At 54.0% G+C, this 15,358-nt stretch carries 13 protein-coding genes; all 13 read left to right on the forward strand.

From position 1 onward, the window contains the following. The first annotated feature begins 264 nt into the window (after window positions 1-264). The 13 genes from speE (at window position 265) to AC27IT_RS16060 (ending at window position 15,348) form a co-directional block, all read left to right on the forward strand. Window positions 265-1,098 carry a polyamine aminopropyltransferase gene (gene speE, locus AC27IT_RS16000; RefSeq protein ID WP_005830256.1) on the forward strand — a complete coding sequence of 278 codons (834 nt, stop codon included), beginning with the start codon at window positions 265-267 and terminating at the stop codon, window positions 1,096-1,098. A 19-nt stretch (window positions 1,099-1,117) separates the two neighbouring features. Then, window positions 1,118-1,987 (forward strand): agmatinase, encoded by an 870-nt coding sequence (speB, locus tag AC27IT_RS16005; protein WP_005830254.1) that lies wholly within the window; start codon window positions 1,118-1,120, stop codon window positions 1,985-1,987. 201 nt (window positions 1,988-2,188) lie between these two features. Further along, entirely contained in the window at window positions 2,189-3,430 is a 1,242-nt protein-coding gene (locus AC27IT_RS16010) for an MFS transporter (RefSeq protein WP_005830252.1), read from the forward strand. A gap of 61 nt (window positions 3,431-3,491) precedes the next feature. After that, window positions 3,492-3,905 carry a YwiB family protein gene (locus tag AC27IT_RS16015; protein WP_005830251.1) on the forward strand — a complete coding sequence of 138 codons (414 nt, stop codon included), beginning with the start codon at window positions 3,492-3,494 and terminating at the stop codon, window positions 3,903-3,905. 76 nt (window positions 3,906-3,981) lie between these two features. Continuing rightward, window positions 3,982-4,374: a hypothetical protein gene (locus AC27IT_RS16020; RefSeq protein ID WP_005830249.1), complete on the forward strand. Its 393-nt coding sequence runs from the start codon at window positions 3,982-3,984 to the stop codon at window positions 4,372-4,374. Window positions 4,375-4,449: 75 nt separating this feature from the next. After that, complete coding sequence (locus tag AC27IT_RS16025) at window positions 4,450-5,880, forward strand: sigma-54 interaction domain-containing protein (protein WP_007786118.1); 1,431 nt, start codon at window positions 4,450-4,452, stop codon at window positions 5,878-5,880. Between the two features lie 172 nt (window positions 5,881-6,052). Continuing rightward, the gene (gene kamA, locus AC27IT_RS16030) at window positions 6,053-7,411 is read left to right on the forward strand and encodes a lysine 2,3-aminomutase (RefSeq protein WP_005827844.1); all 1,359 of its coding nucleotides are present in this window, start codon (window positions 6,053-6,055) and stop codon (window positions 7,409-7,411) included. Between the two features lie 401 nt (window positions 7,412-7,812). Next, window positions 7,813-9,888: a (Fe-S)-binding protein gene (locus AC27IT_RS16035; protein WP_487091907.1), complete on the forward strand. Its 2,076-nt coding sequence runs from the start codon at window positions 7,813-7,815 to the stop codon at window positions 9,886-9,888. Window positions 9,889-10,075: 187 nt separating this feature from the next. Beyond that, window positions 10,076-11,254: an acetyl-CoA C-acetyltransferase gene (locus tag AC27IT_RS16040; RefSeq protein WP_487091908.1), complete on the forward strand. Its 1,179-nt coding sequence runs from the start codon at window positions 10,076-10,078 to the stop codon at window positions 11,252-11,254. Window positions 11,255-11,267: 13 nt separating this feature from the next. Then, window positions 11,268-12,119, forward strand: coding sequence for a 3-hydroxybutyryl-CoA dehydrogenase (locus tag AC27IT_RS16045; RefSeq protein ID WP_122953087.1), 852 nt, complete (start codon window positions 11,268-11,270; stop codon window positions 12,117-12,119). A gap of 30 nt (window positions 12,120-12,149) precedes the next feature. Continuing rightward, on the forward strand, window positions 12,150-13,292 hold the full coding sequence (locus tag AC27IT_RS16050; RefSeq protein WP_007786110.1) for an acyl-CoA dehydrogenase: 1,143 nt from the start codon (window positions 12,150-12,152) through the stop codon (window positions 13,290-13,292). 73 nt (window positions 13,293-13,365) lie between these two features. Continuing rightward, window positions 13,366-14,508 (forward strand): acyl-CoA dehydrogenase, encoded by a 1,143-nt coding sequence (locus AC27IT_RS16055; protein WP_005827839.1) that lies wholly within the window; start codon window positions 13,366-13,368, stop codon window positions 14,506-14,508. Between the two features lie 207 nt (window positions 14,509-14,715). Further along, window positions 14,716-15,348, forward strand: coding sequence for a TetR/AcrR family transcriptional regulator (locus AC27IT_RS16060; RefSeq protein ID WP_005827837.1), 633 nt, complete (start codon window positions 14,716-14,718; stop codon window positions 15,346-15,348). Window positions 15,349-15,358 lie beyond the last annotated feature (10 nt).

Consider the following 15,358-nt stretch of genomic DNA (forward strand, 5'->3'; position numbering starts at 1 on the left):
TGACTGGCGGTCCCATCTCCTTTTTTTGAAAAAACAGCGAGACGTTTTTCGCCCAAAAGAGGACATACTAAAGGACGCATGATACTTCTAGTATGGGTAAGCCGTGTGCTGGATAAACTTGCCTGTCGCCTGAAAAACGGCAGGGAGAGCAGCTTTTTCGGCCGCACAGAAAAAAAACTTGCTTTTTGATTGGCAGCTACTATAATTTTCTTGTTATATTGTATTTTCATGCGGTTAATTGAAGGAGGTTACATAACCATGAATATGGAATTGTGGTACACCGAAAAACAAACGGAAAATCACGGGATAACAACGAAAATTACTGATACCCTATACAGTGAGAAATCCGAGTTTCAACAAATCGACGTCATTACTACGAAGCAGTTTGGTCGCATGTTAGTACTTGATGGCATGGTTATGACCACCGATGTCGATGAGTTTGTTTACCACGAGATGATTTCTCACATCGCTCTCAATACGCATCCAAACCCGAAAAAGGTTCTGGTTGTCGGTGGCGGCGACGGCGGTGCAATCCGTGAAATCGTGAAGCATGCGGCTGTGGAAAAAGCAGTTCTGGCCGAAATCGACGGTGGCGTAATTGAATCCTGCAAAAAATACTTCCCTGAAATTGCAAGCGCACTGACTGGTAATCCAAAGGTCGACGTGCAAGTAATTGACGGGATCAAGCATATCCATGACCACAAAGGCGAGTACGATGTGATTATGGTTGACTCGACAGAGCCAGTGGGACCAGCGGTAGGTCTGTTCGAAAAAGGCTTCTACCAAGGCATTCACGATGCGCTGAAACCGGACGGCATCATGGTGGCGCAAACAGAATCTCCATGGTTCAACCGCGATCTCATCAAACGCGTATTCAAAGACCTGAAATCCATCTTCCCGGTTACTCGTCTGTACACTTGCAGCATCCCTACTTATCCATCCGGTCTGTGGAGCTTCACCATCGCTTCCAAGCAGTACGATCCGTTGGAAGTAGATCCGGCGAAAATCAAAGACCTGGGTACCAAATACTACAATGCGGAAGTTCACCACGCTGCTTTCAAACTGCCAAACTTTGTGGCTGAGCTGACCCGCGACTAATCGGAGGAGGACAACCCTGATGCGTTTTGACGAAGCATACTCCGGCAATGTCTTCATCCGCAGCCACAGCAGCTATGAAGAAAGCCAAGCAGTGATTTACGGCATGCCGATGGACTGGACAGTCAGCTTCCGTCCGGGGTCCCGTTTCGGCCCTGCCCGTATCCGCGAAGTGTCGATCGGTCTGGAAGAGTACAGCCCGTACTTGGACAGGCTGCTCGAAGACATCAAATACTTTGACGCAGGCGACATTCCGCTTCCTTTTGGAAACGTCGAAGGCAGCCTGGATGCAATCCGCACGTTCGTGGCAAAAGTGCTGGAAGACGGCAAGTTCCCACTCGGACTGGGCGGCGAGCATCTCGTGTCTTGGCCGGTATTCCAGGCCGTTTATGAAAAGTACAAGGACATGGTAGTCTTCCACTTTGACGCGCATACTGACCTGCGCGACAACTATGAAGGATACCAGTATTCCCACTCCACACCAATCAAAAAGGTGTGCAACCTGATCGGCGGCAAAAATGTGTATTCTTTCGGCATCCGCAGCGGCATGAAGGAAGAGTTCGACTGGGCGAAGGAAAACATGCACCTGTACAAATACGATGTGCTGGAGCCAGTGAAGCAAGTGCTGCCGACGATCGGCAACCGTCCGATCTATCTGACCATCGACATTGATGTTCTGGACCCGGCGCACGCACCTGGCACGGGCACAACCGAAGCAGGCGGCATTACTTCCCGCGAGCTGTTGGACACCATCCACTACATGGCGAAAAACGGCGCCAATGTCATCGGCTGCGACCTGGTGGAAGTGGCTCCTGTGTACGATCACAGCGAGATGACGCAAATCGTGGCATCGAAAATCGTGCGCGAGCTGCTGCTCAGCTTTGTAAAATAACAATACGAACAACAGACAAGCCTCCGGTTTTCGCAAAAAGCCGGGGGCTTTTTTCATGCTGTCCCGCCTGGAGGTAACTGGAGGCAGTCCTATCATTCAGCCACTTAAACAACATTTTTATTTACAAAGTATATAAAAATAGATAAAATTGCCATACAGAGTAAAAAGCTGCCGAAGCTTTTTTCAAGGGAGTTGTTTCGTATGAGAGAGGTTTTTGCTCACGTCCAGTTTCGCAAGCTGTTTTTCTCCAATCTTTTTTCCGGCTTCGGTCAGGGCATGACGATGATCGGGATTGCCTGGTATTTGGTGGAGACGACAGGCTCTGCACAGCTTTTGGGTTCTACCATGTTCAGCTCTGCGGTCCTGATGTTTTTCATCGGGCCGTACATCGGGACGCTGATTGACCGTTTTTCCCGCAAAAAAATGCTGCTCGTGGAAAACCTGATCGGCTTCGGCGTGCTCGGGATATTGGCTGCCTGGGGATTTTTCGGAGAGTACTACGAGTGGATGCTGATTACGATTTACCTGGTGACGACCTTCATGTACCAGATTCACTATCCGGCACAGTCTGCGCTTGTCCAGGAAACGTTTGAGCCAAGGCACTACAGCGATATCAATAGCCTGCTGGAGATCGAGGGGCAGACGGCGTCTGTACTGGCAGGGGCTTTTTCCGGCATTTTGCTCGGCCACTATGGCTTGCACATTGTCATTTTGTTCAATGCGCTGACGTATCTGTTTGCCTTCTGTCTGCTCTCTACGATGAAATACACGTTCACGCTGGAGGGCGAGGCGAAGCTGAGCCAGGGCGTATCCTGGGTCAGCCAGTTCGGCCAAAGCTGGCGCTACATAAAGGAGAAAAAAGGCTTTCTCGTCTTCGGGATTTGTGCGCTGATGCCGTTTATCGCCGTCATGGCGAGCAATCTGCTGAAGCCTGTCTACGTCAGCCAAACGTTGAAGGCGGATGTCTCGGTGTATTCCTTCGGGGAGATGGCGTATGCGCTGGGAGCGGTCGCAGCCGGCATCCTGGTGTCGGTCGTTGTGCGCAAAATGGGACAGCTTGCGGCCATGGTCGGAAATACGCTGCTGTTTGCCGTAGTGATTGTGGCGATGGTGGCTTTGCCCTACGGCTGGGCTTTGATCGCTGCCTACACGTTTTACGGCTGGAGCAACGCCTCTGTCCGCCTCATCCGGCAGTCGCTCTACATGACCGTCGTGCCGAAGCAGTTTATGGGGCGAGTGATGAGCTTTTTCAACTCGCTTGGCATGATGATGCGCCTTGTGCTCATCGGCGTCTTTACCGTCATGATCGACTACACGGGAGCAGGTGCAGGCTACCTCGTTCTCGCGGGATTGCTCTTGCTGGCGGCGATCGGTGTCGCGGCGACGATGCGCTTCCTTTTGGCTGACGCAAAAGAACAGGCGGTTGCAACCCACGAGGGATGATCGTAAAATGAATGGATGATTTGCGGACAGAAAGTAGAAATCATGGAGTGTGGAAGTCGTCATGCAAGAAGTACAGATGAAGCTGTCAGCCAGACATCGCGTCAACGGCGAATGGGATGAATCGACGCATCAGTACGAAGGGAAGCTCGTGCAAAAAGCCAGCGCCTGGTATTTGACGTACAAAGAACAGTTGGAAGGCGTGGGGGAAGTCAGTACGACGCTCAAGCTGACGGACAGAGCCGTTACACTCGTGCGCCAGGGAGGCGTGTCGACCAGACAGCATTTTGAAAAAGGGGCCAGCACGCACGGTACCTACCAAAGCCCGTACGGCCCGTTTGCGATGGAGACGCACACGAGCAAGCTGCGCATCCGCTATGCGGAGGAAGCGCCGGTGCAGGTGGAAATTTTTTACCAGACCTGGATGAACGAGCAGTACGCGGGCGAGCACGAACTGAAAATCGAACTTGGAAAATAAGCCGCTCTTTGCAAGGGCGTTTTTTTGCACGTACAATAGAAGGACTCGCGGCAGGATATGGAAGGAGGGCACAGGCGTGTTCGTACTCGTAAATGGCCTCATTGCCGGGCTTGGTTTGGCTGCCTTTTTGGCGCTGGGGGACGGTTTGTTCGAAACCAGTACGTTTCCTGTGCTGATCGATGTCAGCTACGTCCCGGGCATGGAAAATTTGCCGTCGATTGCAGAGCTGTTGATTCACCTTTTCATCAGTGTCATCATCGCCTTTTTTCTCATGTATTTTTACCCGCGGGATAATCGCGGCAAAACCATCCGCTATTTGCTGTGCTGGATGCTTGCGTTCGCGGTCGCCTTTTTGCCTTTTAGCCTGCTGAGCAAGGTGCAAATGACGTGGACCGCGTTTTTTATATGGGTTTTGGGACATTTGCTGTACACGATGATGCTCTCGATTCAGGTCGCGCGAAATCGGTAGGCTGATGCGCATTTGCCGAATTTTCGGCATAGTGATGGTTTTTTGGCAGCAAGGTTGAAAGGAGTGGAGGCCAGCATGCCGTTGTCTGATACGGTGGAAATGTTGCAGGCGATACTGGGGGCAATTGATGAGGGGATTCACGTAGTCGATGCGGATGGAATCACGATTTTCTATAACCACGTCGCGGCCAGGCTTGACGGGCTTACGCCAGAGGAAGTGCTCGGAAAGCCGCTTCTGGAGGTGTTTCCGTCGCTTGATCGGCATTCGAGCACGCTGCTGCGCGTAATCGAGAGCGGGGACGCGATCTACAATCAGACACAGACGTATAAAAACTGGAAAGGGATGCGGGTCGAGACGGTCAACACGACGCTTCCGGTACGCGTCGGCAAAAGGCTGGTCGGCGCAGTCGAGGTCGCCAAAGATATCGGCAAGCTGAAAGAGCTGTCGGAGCGCCTCGTCGACTTGCAGGCGAAGATCAGCAAGCCGAAGCGCGCCAAGCGGGGAGCGGAGGAGCTTGCCTTTCACTTCGACGACATTTTGACGAAGAGCGAAAAGATGAAACGGCTGAAGGAACGGGCGAAAAAAGCGGCGCGAACGACTTCGCCCGTGCTGATTTACGGCGAGACGGGGACGGGGAAGGAGCTGTTTGTCCAGTCCATCCACCAGGCGTCTTCGCGCAGCGGCAAGCCGTTTATCGCGCAAAACTGTGCGGCGCTTCCCGCGTCTCTCCTGGAGAGCCTGTTGTTCGGCACGGTGAAGGGAAGCTTTACGGGAGCGGACGATCGCCCCGGGCTGTTTGAACTGGCAGACGGCGGCACGTTGTTTTTGGATGAGTTGAACAGCATGCCGCTCGATTTGCAGGCAAAGCTGCTGCGCGTGCTGCAGGATGGGCAGATTCGGCGAATCGGCGGAAGCCAGTCGACCAAAGTCGACGTCCGCGTCATTGCGGCCGTCAATGAAGCTCCGCAATCGCTTGTGGAGCGCGGCCTGATGCGAACCGACCTGTACTATCGGATCAATGTCGTTTCCTTTGAATTGCCGCCGTTGCGCGAGCGCAGAGAAGATGTGGAACTGCTGGTGGAGCACTTTTTGAGCAAATTCAACCGCGAGTTCGCCATGAATGTGCGCGGAGTCAGCCAGGAGGTGGCCCAACTGTTTGCGCGCTACGACTGGCCGGGTAACGTCCGGGAGCTGGAGCACGTCGTCGAGGCTGCGATGAACATGGTCGAGGGCGACATGTTGCTGCTGGAGCATCTGCCCGCTCATATGCTGGAGCGTGCGCTGCCGGAAACGCCTCTGCACACACTCTCGTCAGACCCGGTTTCCTTGCTCGCGGAAAAGGAAGGCTGTACACTGCCCGAGCTTCTGCGCGAGCTGGAGGAGCGGATCATCGGGGACGCACTGAAAAAGACTGATGGCAACGTACTGCGCGCGGCGAAGCTTTTGGGAATCCCCAGGCAAACGCTGCAATACAAGCTTTCGCAACGGATGATCCCGCCCTGTTGAATGCCGAAAATTCGGCAGCCCAAACAGACGGACTAGACGAGCGAAACGCTCACAAAACGCTCTATTTCTTATTTTCTAAATCTTTAGATTTGATTGGCACGACCCTTGCATCTTTACTTGGTCGAGTGAAACGCATGAGGGTTCACTACAGACGAGAGGAGATGTGAAGCAGATGACAGTAGCGACAAGACGTGACTGGCGTTCCATTGAGCTTTGGAAGGACGTGCCGGAAGAAAAGTGGAATGACTGGATGTGGCAGTTGACCCACACCATCAAGACCGTAGATGATTTGAAGCAGGTCATCAACCTGACGCCGGAAGAGGAAGAGGGCGTGCGCATTTCGACGCAAACCATTCCTTTGAATATTACGCCGTACTACGCTTCCCTGATGGACGTGGACGATCCGAAAGATCCGGTGCGCATGCAATCCGTACCGCTGTCTTCGGAAATGGTGCGCACGAAGTACGACATGGAAGACCCTCTGCACGAGGACACCGATTCTCCGGTTCCCGGCCTGACGCACCGCTATCCGGACCGCGTGCTTTTCCTTGTCACGAACCAATGCTCGATGTACTGCCGCTATTGCACGCGCCGCCGCTTCTCCGGCCAGATCGGGATGGGCGTGCCAAAGAAACAGCTCGACGCCTGTATTGAATACATCCGCAGCAGACCGGAAGTGCGTGACGTGCTTCTCTCTGGCGGAGACGGACTGTTAATCAACGACCGCGTGCTGGAATACATCATCAGCAGCCTGCGCGCGATCCCGCATGTGGAGATCATCCGCATCGGTACCCGTGCGCCTGTTGTATTCCCGCAGCGGATTACGGAAAACTTGTGCAACATCCTGAAAAAATACCATCCTGTATGGCTCAATACACACTTCAACCATCCTAAGGAAATTACGCCGGAAGCGAAGCAGGCTTGCGAAATGCTGGCAAACGCGGGCGTGCCTCTGGGCAACCAGGCCGTCATTCTCGCCGGAATCAACGACTGCCCCAACACGATGAAAAAGCTGGTGCAGGATCTGGTAAAAATTCGCGTCCGTCCGTACTACATCTATCAATGCGACCTGTCTGAAGGGATCGGCCACTTCCGCGCTCCCGTCAGCAAAGGAATCGAAATCATCGAGCACCTGCGCGGCCATACTTCCGGCTACGCCGTACCGACCTTCGTGGTGGATGCTCCGCACGGCGGCGGGAAAATTCCGGTCAGCCCGAACTACATTATTTCCCAGGCGTCCGACAAAGTGGTGCTGCGCAACTTCGAAGGCGTAATCACTTCGTATCCGGAGCCGAAGCAGTACCATGAGCACGACGAGGAAAACTGCGAATACTGCATCGCGGCAAAAGGCAAGGCAGTTGGTATCGCTGCGCTCATGCAGGATGAAGCAGACAACCTGGAGCCGGCCGACCTGCCGCGCAACAAGCGCATCAAGGCGACAAAAGTCAAGTCGCTGGCCGATGTGCGCATGGAGCAAAAGGCGAAAAAGGAACAAAGCGCAGTAGAAACAAAAGAAGCGTCCGGCAAATAAAGAGAGCAAAAAGGAACGTAAAGCGGCTGCCTGCTACGAACAGGCGGCCGCTTGTTTTTTGTACATCCGAAAAAAAGGGCAGCATAGCGAGAGCGAGACTTCCGAACTCCGAACTCCACACTCCGCATGAAGTGAGACAGCAATGCCGGTACGAAGGCTGCGCTAAACAGCCTGGCGCCGCCCACTTTTCTAATGAGAATATTTCCAACTTTATTTGGAGGATGGTTGATTTGCCACTTATGTGATAAGATCAGATTACAGCAATATGAGCGAACGTTCAGTCGGTTTTATTTCATTCTTTTAAAAAATCAAACTCACCGACTGAATAGTCATTCATTTTTCTTTTTGATTCTGATAAGATAGAAAGTAAAGACAACTCGTGAAAGTGGGGGAGTAGAAACATGCTGGCACTTATCAATCTGATCGCGTTTTTCCTGGTGCTCGCTTACGGGCTGTATCTGGCCGGACATGTTGTGTACAGCAGATATTTGTTCATCAAGCTGGGCAAAAAGCCAGATGTGAAAGATGACTTTGGCGCACGTATCAACCTGATGCTGGACAACGTCATTTTCCACAAGAAGCTGTTGAAGGACAAAAAGAGCGGGATCATGCACGTCGTGATGTTTTACGGCTTCATTATCCTCCAGTTCGGCGCGATTGAGCTGGTTATCAAGGGGCTGTCCAAAGGCTTCGAGCTTCCGTTTGGCAGCGCTCACAAATATTTTTCGCTCATGCAGGAGATTACTACGTTTCTCATCCTGGCCGCCGTCGGGTACGCCTTTTACCGCCGCTATATCGAGAAGCTGAAGCGGTTGAAGCGCGGCTTCAAGTCAGGGATCGTCCTGCTTCTGATCTCTTCCCTGATGGCGACCGTGCTGCTTTCCCTCGCCTTCGAGCAAATCTGGCTCGGCCATGAAGCATCCGGCTTTGCGCCGATTTCCTCCGTGATCTCGATGGCGTTTTCCGCGATTGGCGTAGGGACGACAGGTGGAGCGGTTCTGTTTTACGTATTCTGGTGGGCGCATCTGATTATTTTGCTGGGCTTCGCCGTCTACGTGCCGCAGTCCAAGCACGCGCACTTGCTGTTTGCTCCGGTAAACGTCTGGTTCAAAAAGCTCGACCCGCCCGGCAAGCTGTCCAGCATCAACTTCGAGGACGAGACGCAGGAAGTGTTCGGCGTAGGCAAGATCGAGGACTTTACGCAAACGCAGTTGATCGACCTGTACGCCTGTGTCGAGTGCGGACGCTGTACGAATATGTGTCCGGCATCCGGTACCGGAAAAATGCTTTCGCCGATGGACCTGATTACGAAAATGCGCGACCATTTGACGGAAAAAGGGGCGGCTGTCACCTCCCGCACGCCGTGGATGCCGAACTTCGCGTTTTCGCAAACGACGGCCAACCAGATCGCTTTGCAAGCGTCCGAAGTAGCGGCCACAGCCGAAGAGGCGACATCTGTCTACGAGAAAAACTTGATTGGCGATGTGATTACCGAGCAGGAGCTGTGGGCTTGTACGACCTGTCGCAACTGCGAGGATCAATGCCCGGTCATGAACGAGCACGTGGAAAAAATCATCGACATGCGCCGCTACCTGGTGATGACGGAAGGCAGCATGCCGGCCGAAGCGCAACGCGCCTTGAACAATATCGAGCGCCAGGGCAACCCGTGGGGAATCAACCGCAAAGACCGGATGAAGTGGATCGAAGGTCTGAACGGGCAATACGAAGTGCCGACGGTCAAACAGGTCGAGGACTTCGAGTATTTGTTCTGGGTAGGCTCGATGGGGTCGTTTGACTTGCGCAGCCAAAAAATTTCCCAGGCGTTCGTGAAGCTCATGCACGAAGCAGGCGTCAAGTTCGCCATCCTCGGCAACGAGGAAAAGAACTCGGGAGACACAGCGCGCCGCATCGGAAACGAGTTTTTGTTCCAGCAGTTGGCGCAGGAAAACATCGCGCTGTTCGAAGGCTACGAAGTCAAAAAAATCGTGACCTGCGACCCGCATGCGTACAATACGTTCAAAAACGAGTATCCGGAGTTCGGTCTGACTGCCGAAGTGTACCACCACTCCGAGCTGCTCGCCCAGTGGGTGAAGGAAGGCCGCCTGAAGCCGACCAAGGAAGTCAAGGAGCGCATTACGTATCACGACTCTTGCTATTTGGGGCGCTACAACGAGATTTACGACAAGCCGCGCGTCATTCTGGAAGCAATTCCTGGCGTGGAAGTAGTCGAGATGAAGCGCAGCGGCTGCGACAGCATGTGCTGCGGAGCGGGCGGCGGTCTGATGTGGATGGAAGAGCATGAGGGCACGCGGGTCAACGTGGCGCGCACAGAGCAAGCGTTGGAGGTCAATCCGACCGCAATCGCCAGCGCCTGCCCGTACTGCCTGACCATGATAAATGACGGCATCAAGACCAAGGAAAAGGAAGACGACGTCAAGACGCGCGATGTAGCGGAAATTTTGGCGGACGCGATCTAAAACAGAGAGGATCGGCACCGCGAAAACAGCCTGATACGAGGGAAAACTCAGGCTGTTCTTTTTTTCCTAATTCATTGACTAATCGAACAGAAGACGGCAAAATGAAGATAGCAGATAAAATGAACGAACGCTCGATCAATTTATTTTTCGTTAATAAGCTACGAAAAAGCCGAATGGAGGGCATGCGATGAAAACGGTGATTGTAGGGGCGGCACGTACCCCGTTTGGTAAGTTTGGCGGCTCTTTGAAAGCGTTGTCTGCGGTAGAACTCGGCGCTGTCGTCATCAAGGAGGCAGTGGAGCGCTCCGGCATTTCCGGCGACCAGGTCGACGAAGTCATCATGGGAATGGTCGTACAGGCAGGCGCGGGTCAGGTGCCTTCCCGCCAGGCCGCTCGCAAAGCCGGACTGCCCTGGAATGTGGCGAGCGAGACGATCAACAAAGTATGTGCCTCCGGGATGCGCGCCGTCACGATGGGCGACCAGATTATTCGCGCAGGGGACGGGGAAATCATCGTCGCAGGCGGGATGGAGAGCATGAGCAACGCGCCGTACGCTCTGCCGGATGCGCGCTATGGAATGCGGATGGGCGATGCCAGCGTGCGCGATCTGATGATGTACGATGGCCTCACATGTCCGTTTGACCAGGTGCCGATGGCGATTCACGGCAGCAACGTAGCCGAAGAGTACGGAATTACGCGGGAAGCGCAGGACGAGTGGGCGCTGCGCAGTCAGCAGCGGGCTGCCAAGGCAGTGGAATCCGGGCTTTTTGCCGAAGAGATTGTCGCCGTCTCTATTCCGCAGAAAAAAGGAGAGCCGGTGCTGGTCACAAAAGACGAGGGACCGCGCCCGGATACCACCAGGGAAGGACTCGCCAAGCTGCCTCCGGTCTACAAGAAGGACGGCACAATTACGGCAGGCAATGCGCCGGGAATCAACGACGGAGCGGCAGCGATGGTGCTGATGTCCGACGAAAAAGCGAAGCAACTGGGCATCAAGCCGCTGGCGACGATTCTCGGGCATGCGCAGGTGGGGGCCGAAGCGCCCTACATCGCGACAACACCGGGTCTTGCGATCAACAAGCTGCTTGAAAAAACAGGGGTGTCGCTCGGCGAGATTGATCTGTTCGAGGTGAACGAAGCGTTCGCGGCCGTGACGTTGACGAGCGGCAAAATCGTCGGCTGGGACGACGAAAAAGTGAATGTGAACGGGGGAGCGATCGCGCTCGGTCACCCGATTGGCGCGAGCGGAGCGCGGATTATTATGCACCTCGCTTACGAATTGAAGAGACGCGGTGGCGGATTGGGGATCGCGGCGATTTGCAGCGGTGCCGCACAGGGAGACGCTATCCTGATTAAAGTGGAATAGGGAGGCCTTTTACATGAACGTACAAACGATTATGGTCATCGGAGCAGGACAGATGGGCAGCGGGATTGCCCAGGTAGCGGCGCAGGCAGGCTTTCGCGTTTATTTGAACGACGTGCAGCAGCCGTTTGTGGAGCGCGGTCTGGCGACGATTGCGAAAAACCTGTCGCGCAACGTGGAAAAAGGCAAGCTGAGCGAGGACGACAAGCAGGCGATCTTGTCCCGTCTCGTCGTGTCGACGGACTTGGCGGACGCTGCGGAAGCGGATTTTGTCATCGAAGCTGTGACGGAAAACATGGCGGTGAAAACAGGAATTTTCTCCAAGCTGGACGAGGTATGTCCGCCGCATACGATCTTGGCGAGCAATACTTCGTCTCTGCCGATTACGGAGATTGCGGCTGTGACGAAGCGCCCGGAAAAAGTGATCGGCATGCACTTCATGAACCCGGTTCCCGTGATGAAGCTGGTCGAGATCATCCGTGGACTGCAAACCGCAGATGAGGTGTACCAACTGACAGAGGATTTGTCCAAGCAAATGGGCAAAGTGCCTGTAAGTGTCAATGATTTTCCGGGCTTTGTCTCCAACCGGGTGCTGATGCCGATGCTCAACGAAGCGATCTACTGTGTATATGAGGGTGTGGCGACGCCGGAAGCGATCGACGAAGTGATGAAGCTCGGCATGAACCATCCGATGGGCCCTCTCCAACTGGCGGACTTCATCGGTTTGGATACGTGCCTCTACATCATGGAGGTGCTGCACGAAGGCTTCGGCGATTCCAAATACCGTCCTTGCCCGTTGTTGCGCAAATATGTAAAAGCGGGCTGGCTAGGCAAAAAATCCGGTCGAGGATTCTACGTGTACAACTAACTGATGATTCGGCAGAAAGGTAGGACGGACATGGATTTCAGGTTGAATGAAGAACAGGAAATGATGCGCCGCATGGTGCGCGACTTTGCGCAGAAAGAAATTGCGCCGTTTGTTCCGATTATGGAAGAGAAGGATGAGTTTCCCCGCCAGGTCATCAAAAAGATGGGCGAAATGGGGCTGATGGGAATCCCGATCGCCGAAGAATGGGGCGGTGCCGGAGCGGATTTTGTCTCTTACATTTTGGCGATTCACGAAATTTCCAAAGTGAGCGCAACGGTAGGAGTGATCCTGTCCGTGCACACCTCTGTAGGGACCAATCCGATTTTGTACTTCGGAACGGATGAGCAGAAGCGCAAATACGTGACAAAGCTTGCCCGCGGCGAATACCTTGGCGCTTTTGCCTTGACCGAGCCGCATGCCGGATCGGATGCGAGCAGCATCAGGACGACCGCTGTGCGAAAAGGCGACGAATACATCCTGAACGGCAACAAGGTGTTTATCACGAACGGTGGCGAAGCGGATACGTACATCACGTTTGCCGTCACCGATTCCACGAAAGGCACCAAGGGCATCTCCGCCTTCATCGTGGAAAAAGATACGCCAGGTTTTACCGTCGGCAAAAAGGAAAAGAAGATGGGGCTGCACGGCTCCTACACGACCGAGCTTGTTTTCGACAACGCGCGTGTGCCTGCTGCAAACCTGCTGGGGCAGGAGGGAGAAGGCTTCTGTATCGCGATGGCCAATCTGAATACGGGACGCATCGGGATTGCCGCACAGGCGCTGGGCATCGCCGAGGCTGCGGTTCACTACGCGACAGAGTACGCCAAGGAGCGCAAGCAGTTCGGCCAGCCGATTGCCAAGCAACAAGCGATCGCCTTCAAGCTCGCGGACATGGCGACCAAGGCGGAGGCAGCCAGACTGCTCGTGTACCGCGCGGCGTCGCTGTGCAGCCAGGGAATCTCCTGCGGCATGGAAGCCTCGATGGCGAAGCGGTTTGCAACGGACACGGCGATGGAGTTGGCAACAGAAGCGGTCCAGGTGTTCGGCGGCTACGGCTACACCCGGGAATACCCGGTTGAGCGATTGTTCCGCGACGCCAAAGTAACGCAAATTTACGAAGGTACGAACGAAATTCAACGAATCGTCATCGCCAAGCATTTGCTTGCTGATTAATAGAGCCTGTTGTCCGGTCAGAGTTGTGTAGCCTGACAAGGACCGGCGCAAAGCACATGGGGGAGTGAAAAACATGAATTTCCAGCTTACCGAAGAACATGACATGATGCGCAAAATGATCCGCGACTTCGCAGAAAACCAGGTAGCTCCGACAGCAGCCGAGCGCGATGAGGAAGAGCGCTTCGACCGATCCATTTTCGAGCAAATGGCTGAGCTTGGCCTGACGGGCATCCCTTGGCCGGAAAAATACGGAGGCGCTGGCGCGGATTACTTGAGCTACGTCATTGCAGTAGAAGAGCTCTCCCGTGTGGATGCGTCAATCGGGGTAACCTTGTCCGCGCAGGTCTCGCTTGCTAGCTGGCCGATTTACAAGTTCGGAACGGAGGAGCAGAAACAAAAGTTTCTGCGCCCGTTGGCAGAGGGAAAGAAGATGGGGGCCTACTGTCTGACTGAGCCAGGCTCCGGCTCCGATTCGGCAGGAATGCGCACAACAGCGGTGCGCGACGGCGATCACTACATTTTGAACGGCAGCAAAATTTTCATCACCAATGCGGGCGAAGCGGAAATCTACATCGTTTTTGCCGTAACCCAGCCAGAGCTGAAGCACAAAGGAATCACCGCTTTTATCGTGGAAAAAGGCATGGACGGCTTTACGATGGGGAAAAAAGAGAAGAAGCTGGGCATCCGTTCCTCGCCGACGCTCGCTGTCAATTTCGAAGATGTGCGAGTGCCGGTAGAGAACAGGCTGGGCGAAGAAGGCCAAGGCTTCAAAATCGCGATGATGACCTTGGACGGCGGACGGAACGGAATCGCCGCTCAAGCGGTCGGAATTGCCCAGGGCGCCTTCGAGCACGCGCTGAACTACGCGAAGGAGCGCAACCAGTTCGGCAAGCCGATTGCCTCGTTGCAGGCGATCCAGTTCAAGCTGGCTGACATGGCGACCAAGATTGAAGCGGCGCGCCTGCTCACCTATCAGGCGGCGTGGCTGGAAGATCAGGGACTGCCTTACGGAAAAGCATCGGCCATGTCCAAAGTATTCGCGGGCGATATCGCGATGGAAGTTACGACCGAAGCGGTGCAAGTGTTTGGCGGCTACGGCTATACCCGCGAGTATCCGGTGGAGCGCTTCATGCGCGATGCGAAAATCACGCAAATTTACGAAGGCACGAATGAAATCCAGCGTGTCGTCATCAGCAACTACCTGCTGAAAGAGTAGCGAGGCGCCAACCGGCAGCCACGATCAATCCAACTAGCTGAAAGCAAAAAGATTTTTTGATAGGGCCTGCGGAAAAGAAAGGTTTGGCTTTGCGCTCTTCCTCGCGTATAATGGTGTGCGAAAAGATACGCAAGAAGAGCGTTTGCTCCTTTCTTTTCCTGAAAGTGTCTGACTAAACGCTCAGTCGGTTGGAAAGGTGGATTTGTTGTGTCCGAAAAGAGAAAAACCATACCGTCCTTGGTAAAGGACCCGAAACTGATTGAAAAACGGCGAGAGCAAATTATTGAGGCTGCCGTTCATCTCTTTATCAATAAAGGTTTTCACAAGACGACGACAAGGGAGATTGCCCGGGCTTCGGGGTTCAGTATCGGAACCTTGTACGAATATATCGAATCCAAGGAAGACGTACTCTATCTCGTTTGCGATGCGATTCATGCCGAGATGGAGACGCGCCTGCGCGAAGCGATCAATTTTAACGGCACAGGGCTGAAAATTTTAAAGCTCGCCATCCGCAGCTTCTTTCGTGTGATGGATCAGATGAGCGACCGCGTCCTGCTCATTTACCAGGAGTCGAAGTCGTTGCCAAAAGAAACGCTGCGCTACGTTCTCGGACGTGAGGAAGAAATTGCGCAAATTTTTGTCGAGATCCTGCAAAAAGGGATTGCCGACGGCTCGCTGCGCCTCGATGAGAAGCATGTCAAGCTGATGGCTGACAATATCATGGTGTTGGGCGAAATGTGGGTGTTCCGCCGCTGGGCTCTGCACAAGCACTATACGTTGGAGGAGTACACCGAGAAGCAGATTACGCTGCTGCTTCGGGAAATCAGTGTCTCCGACTGACGTCAATTAA

The organism is Brevibacillus sp. YAE8 (assembly GCF_057543335.1).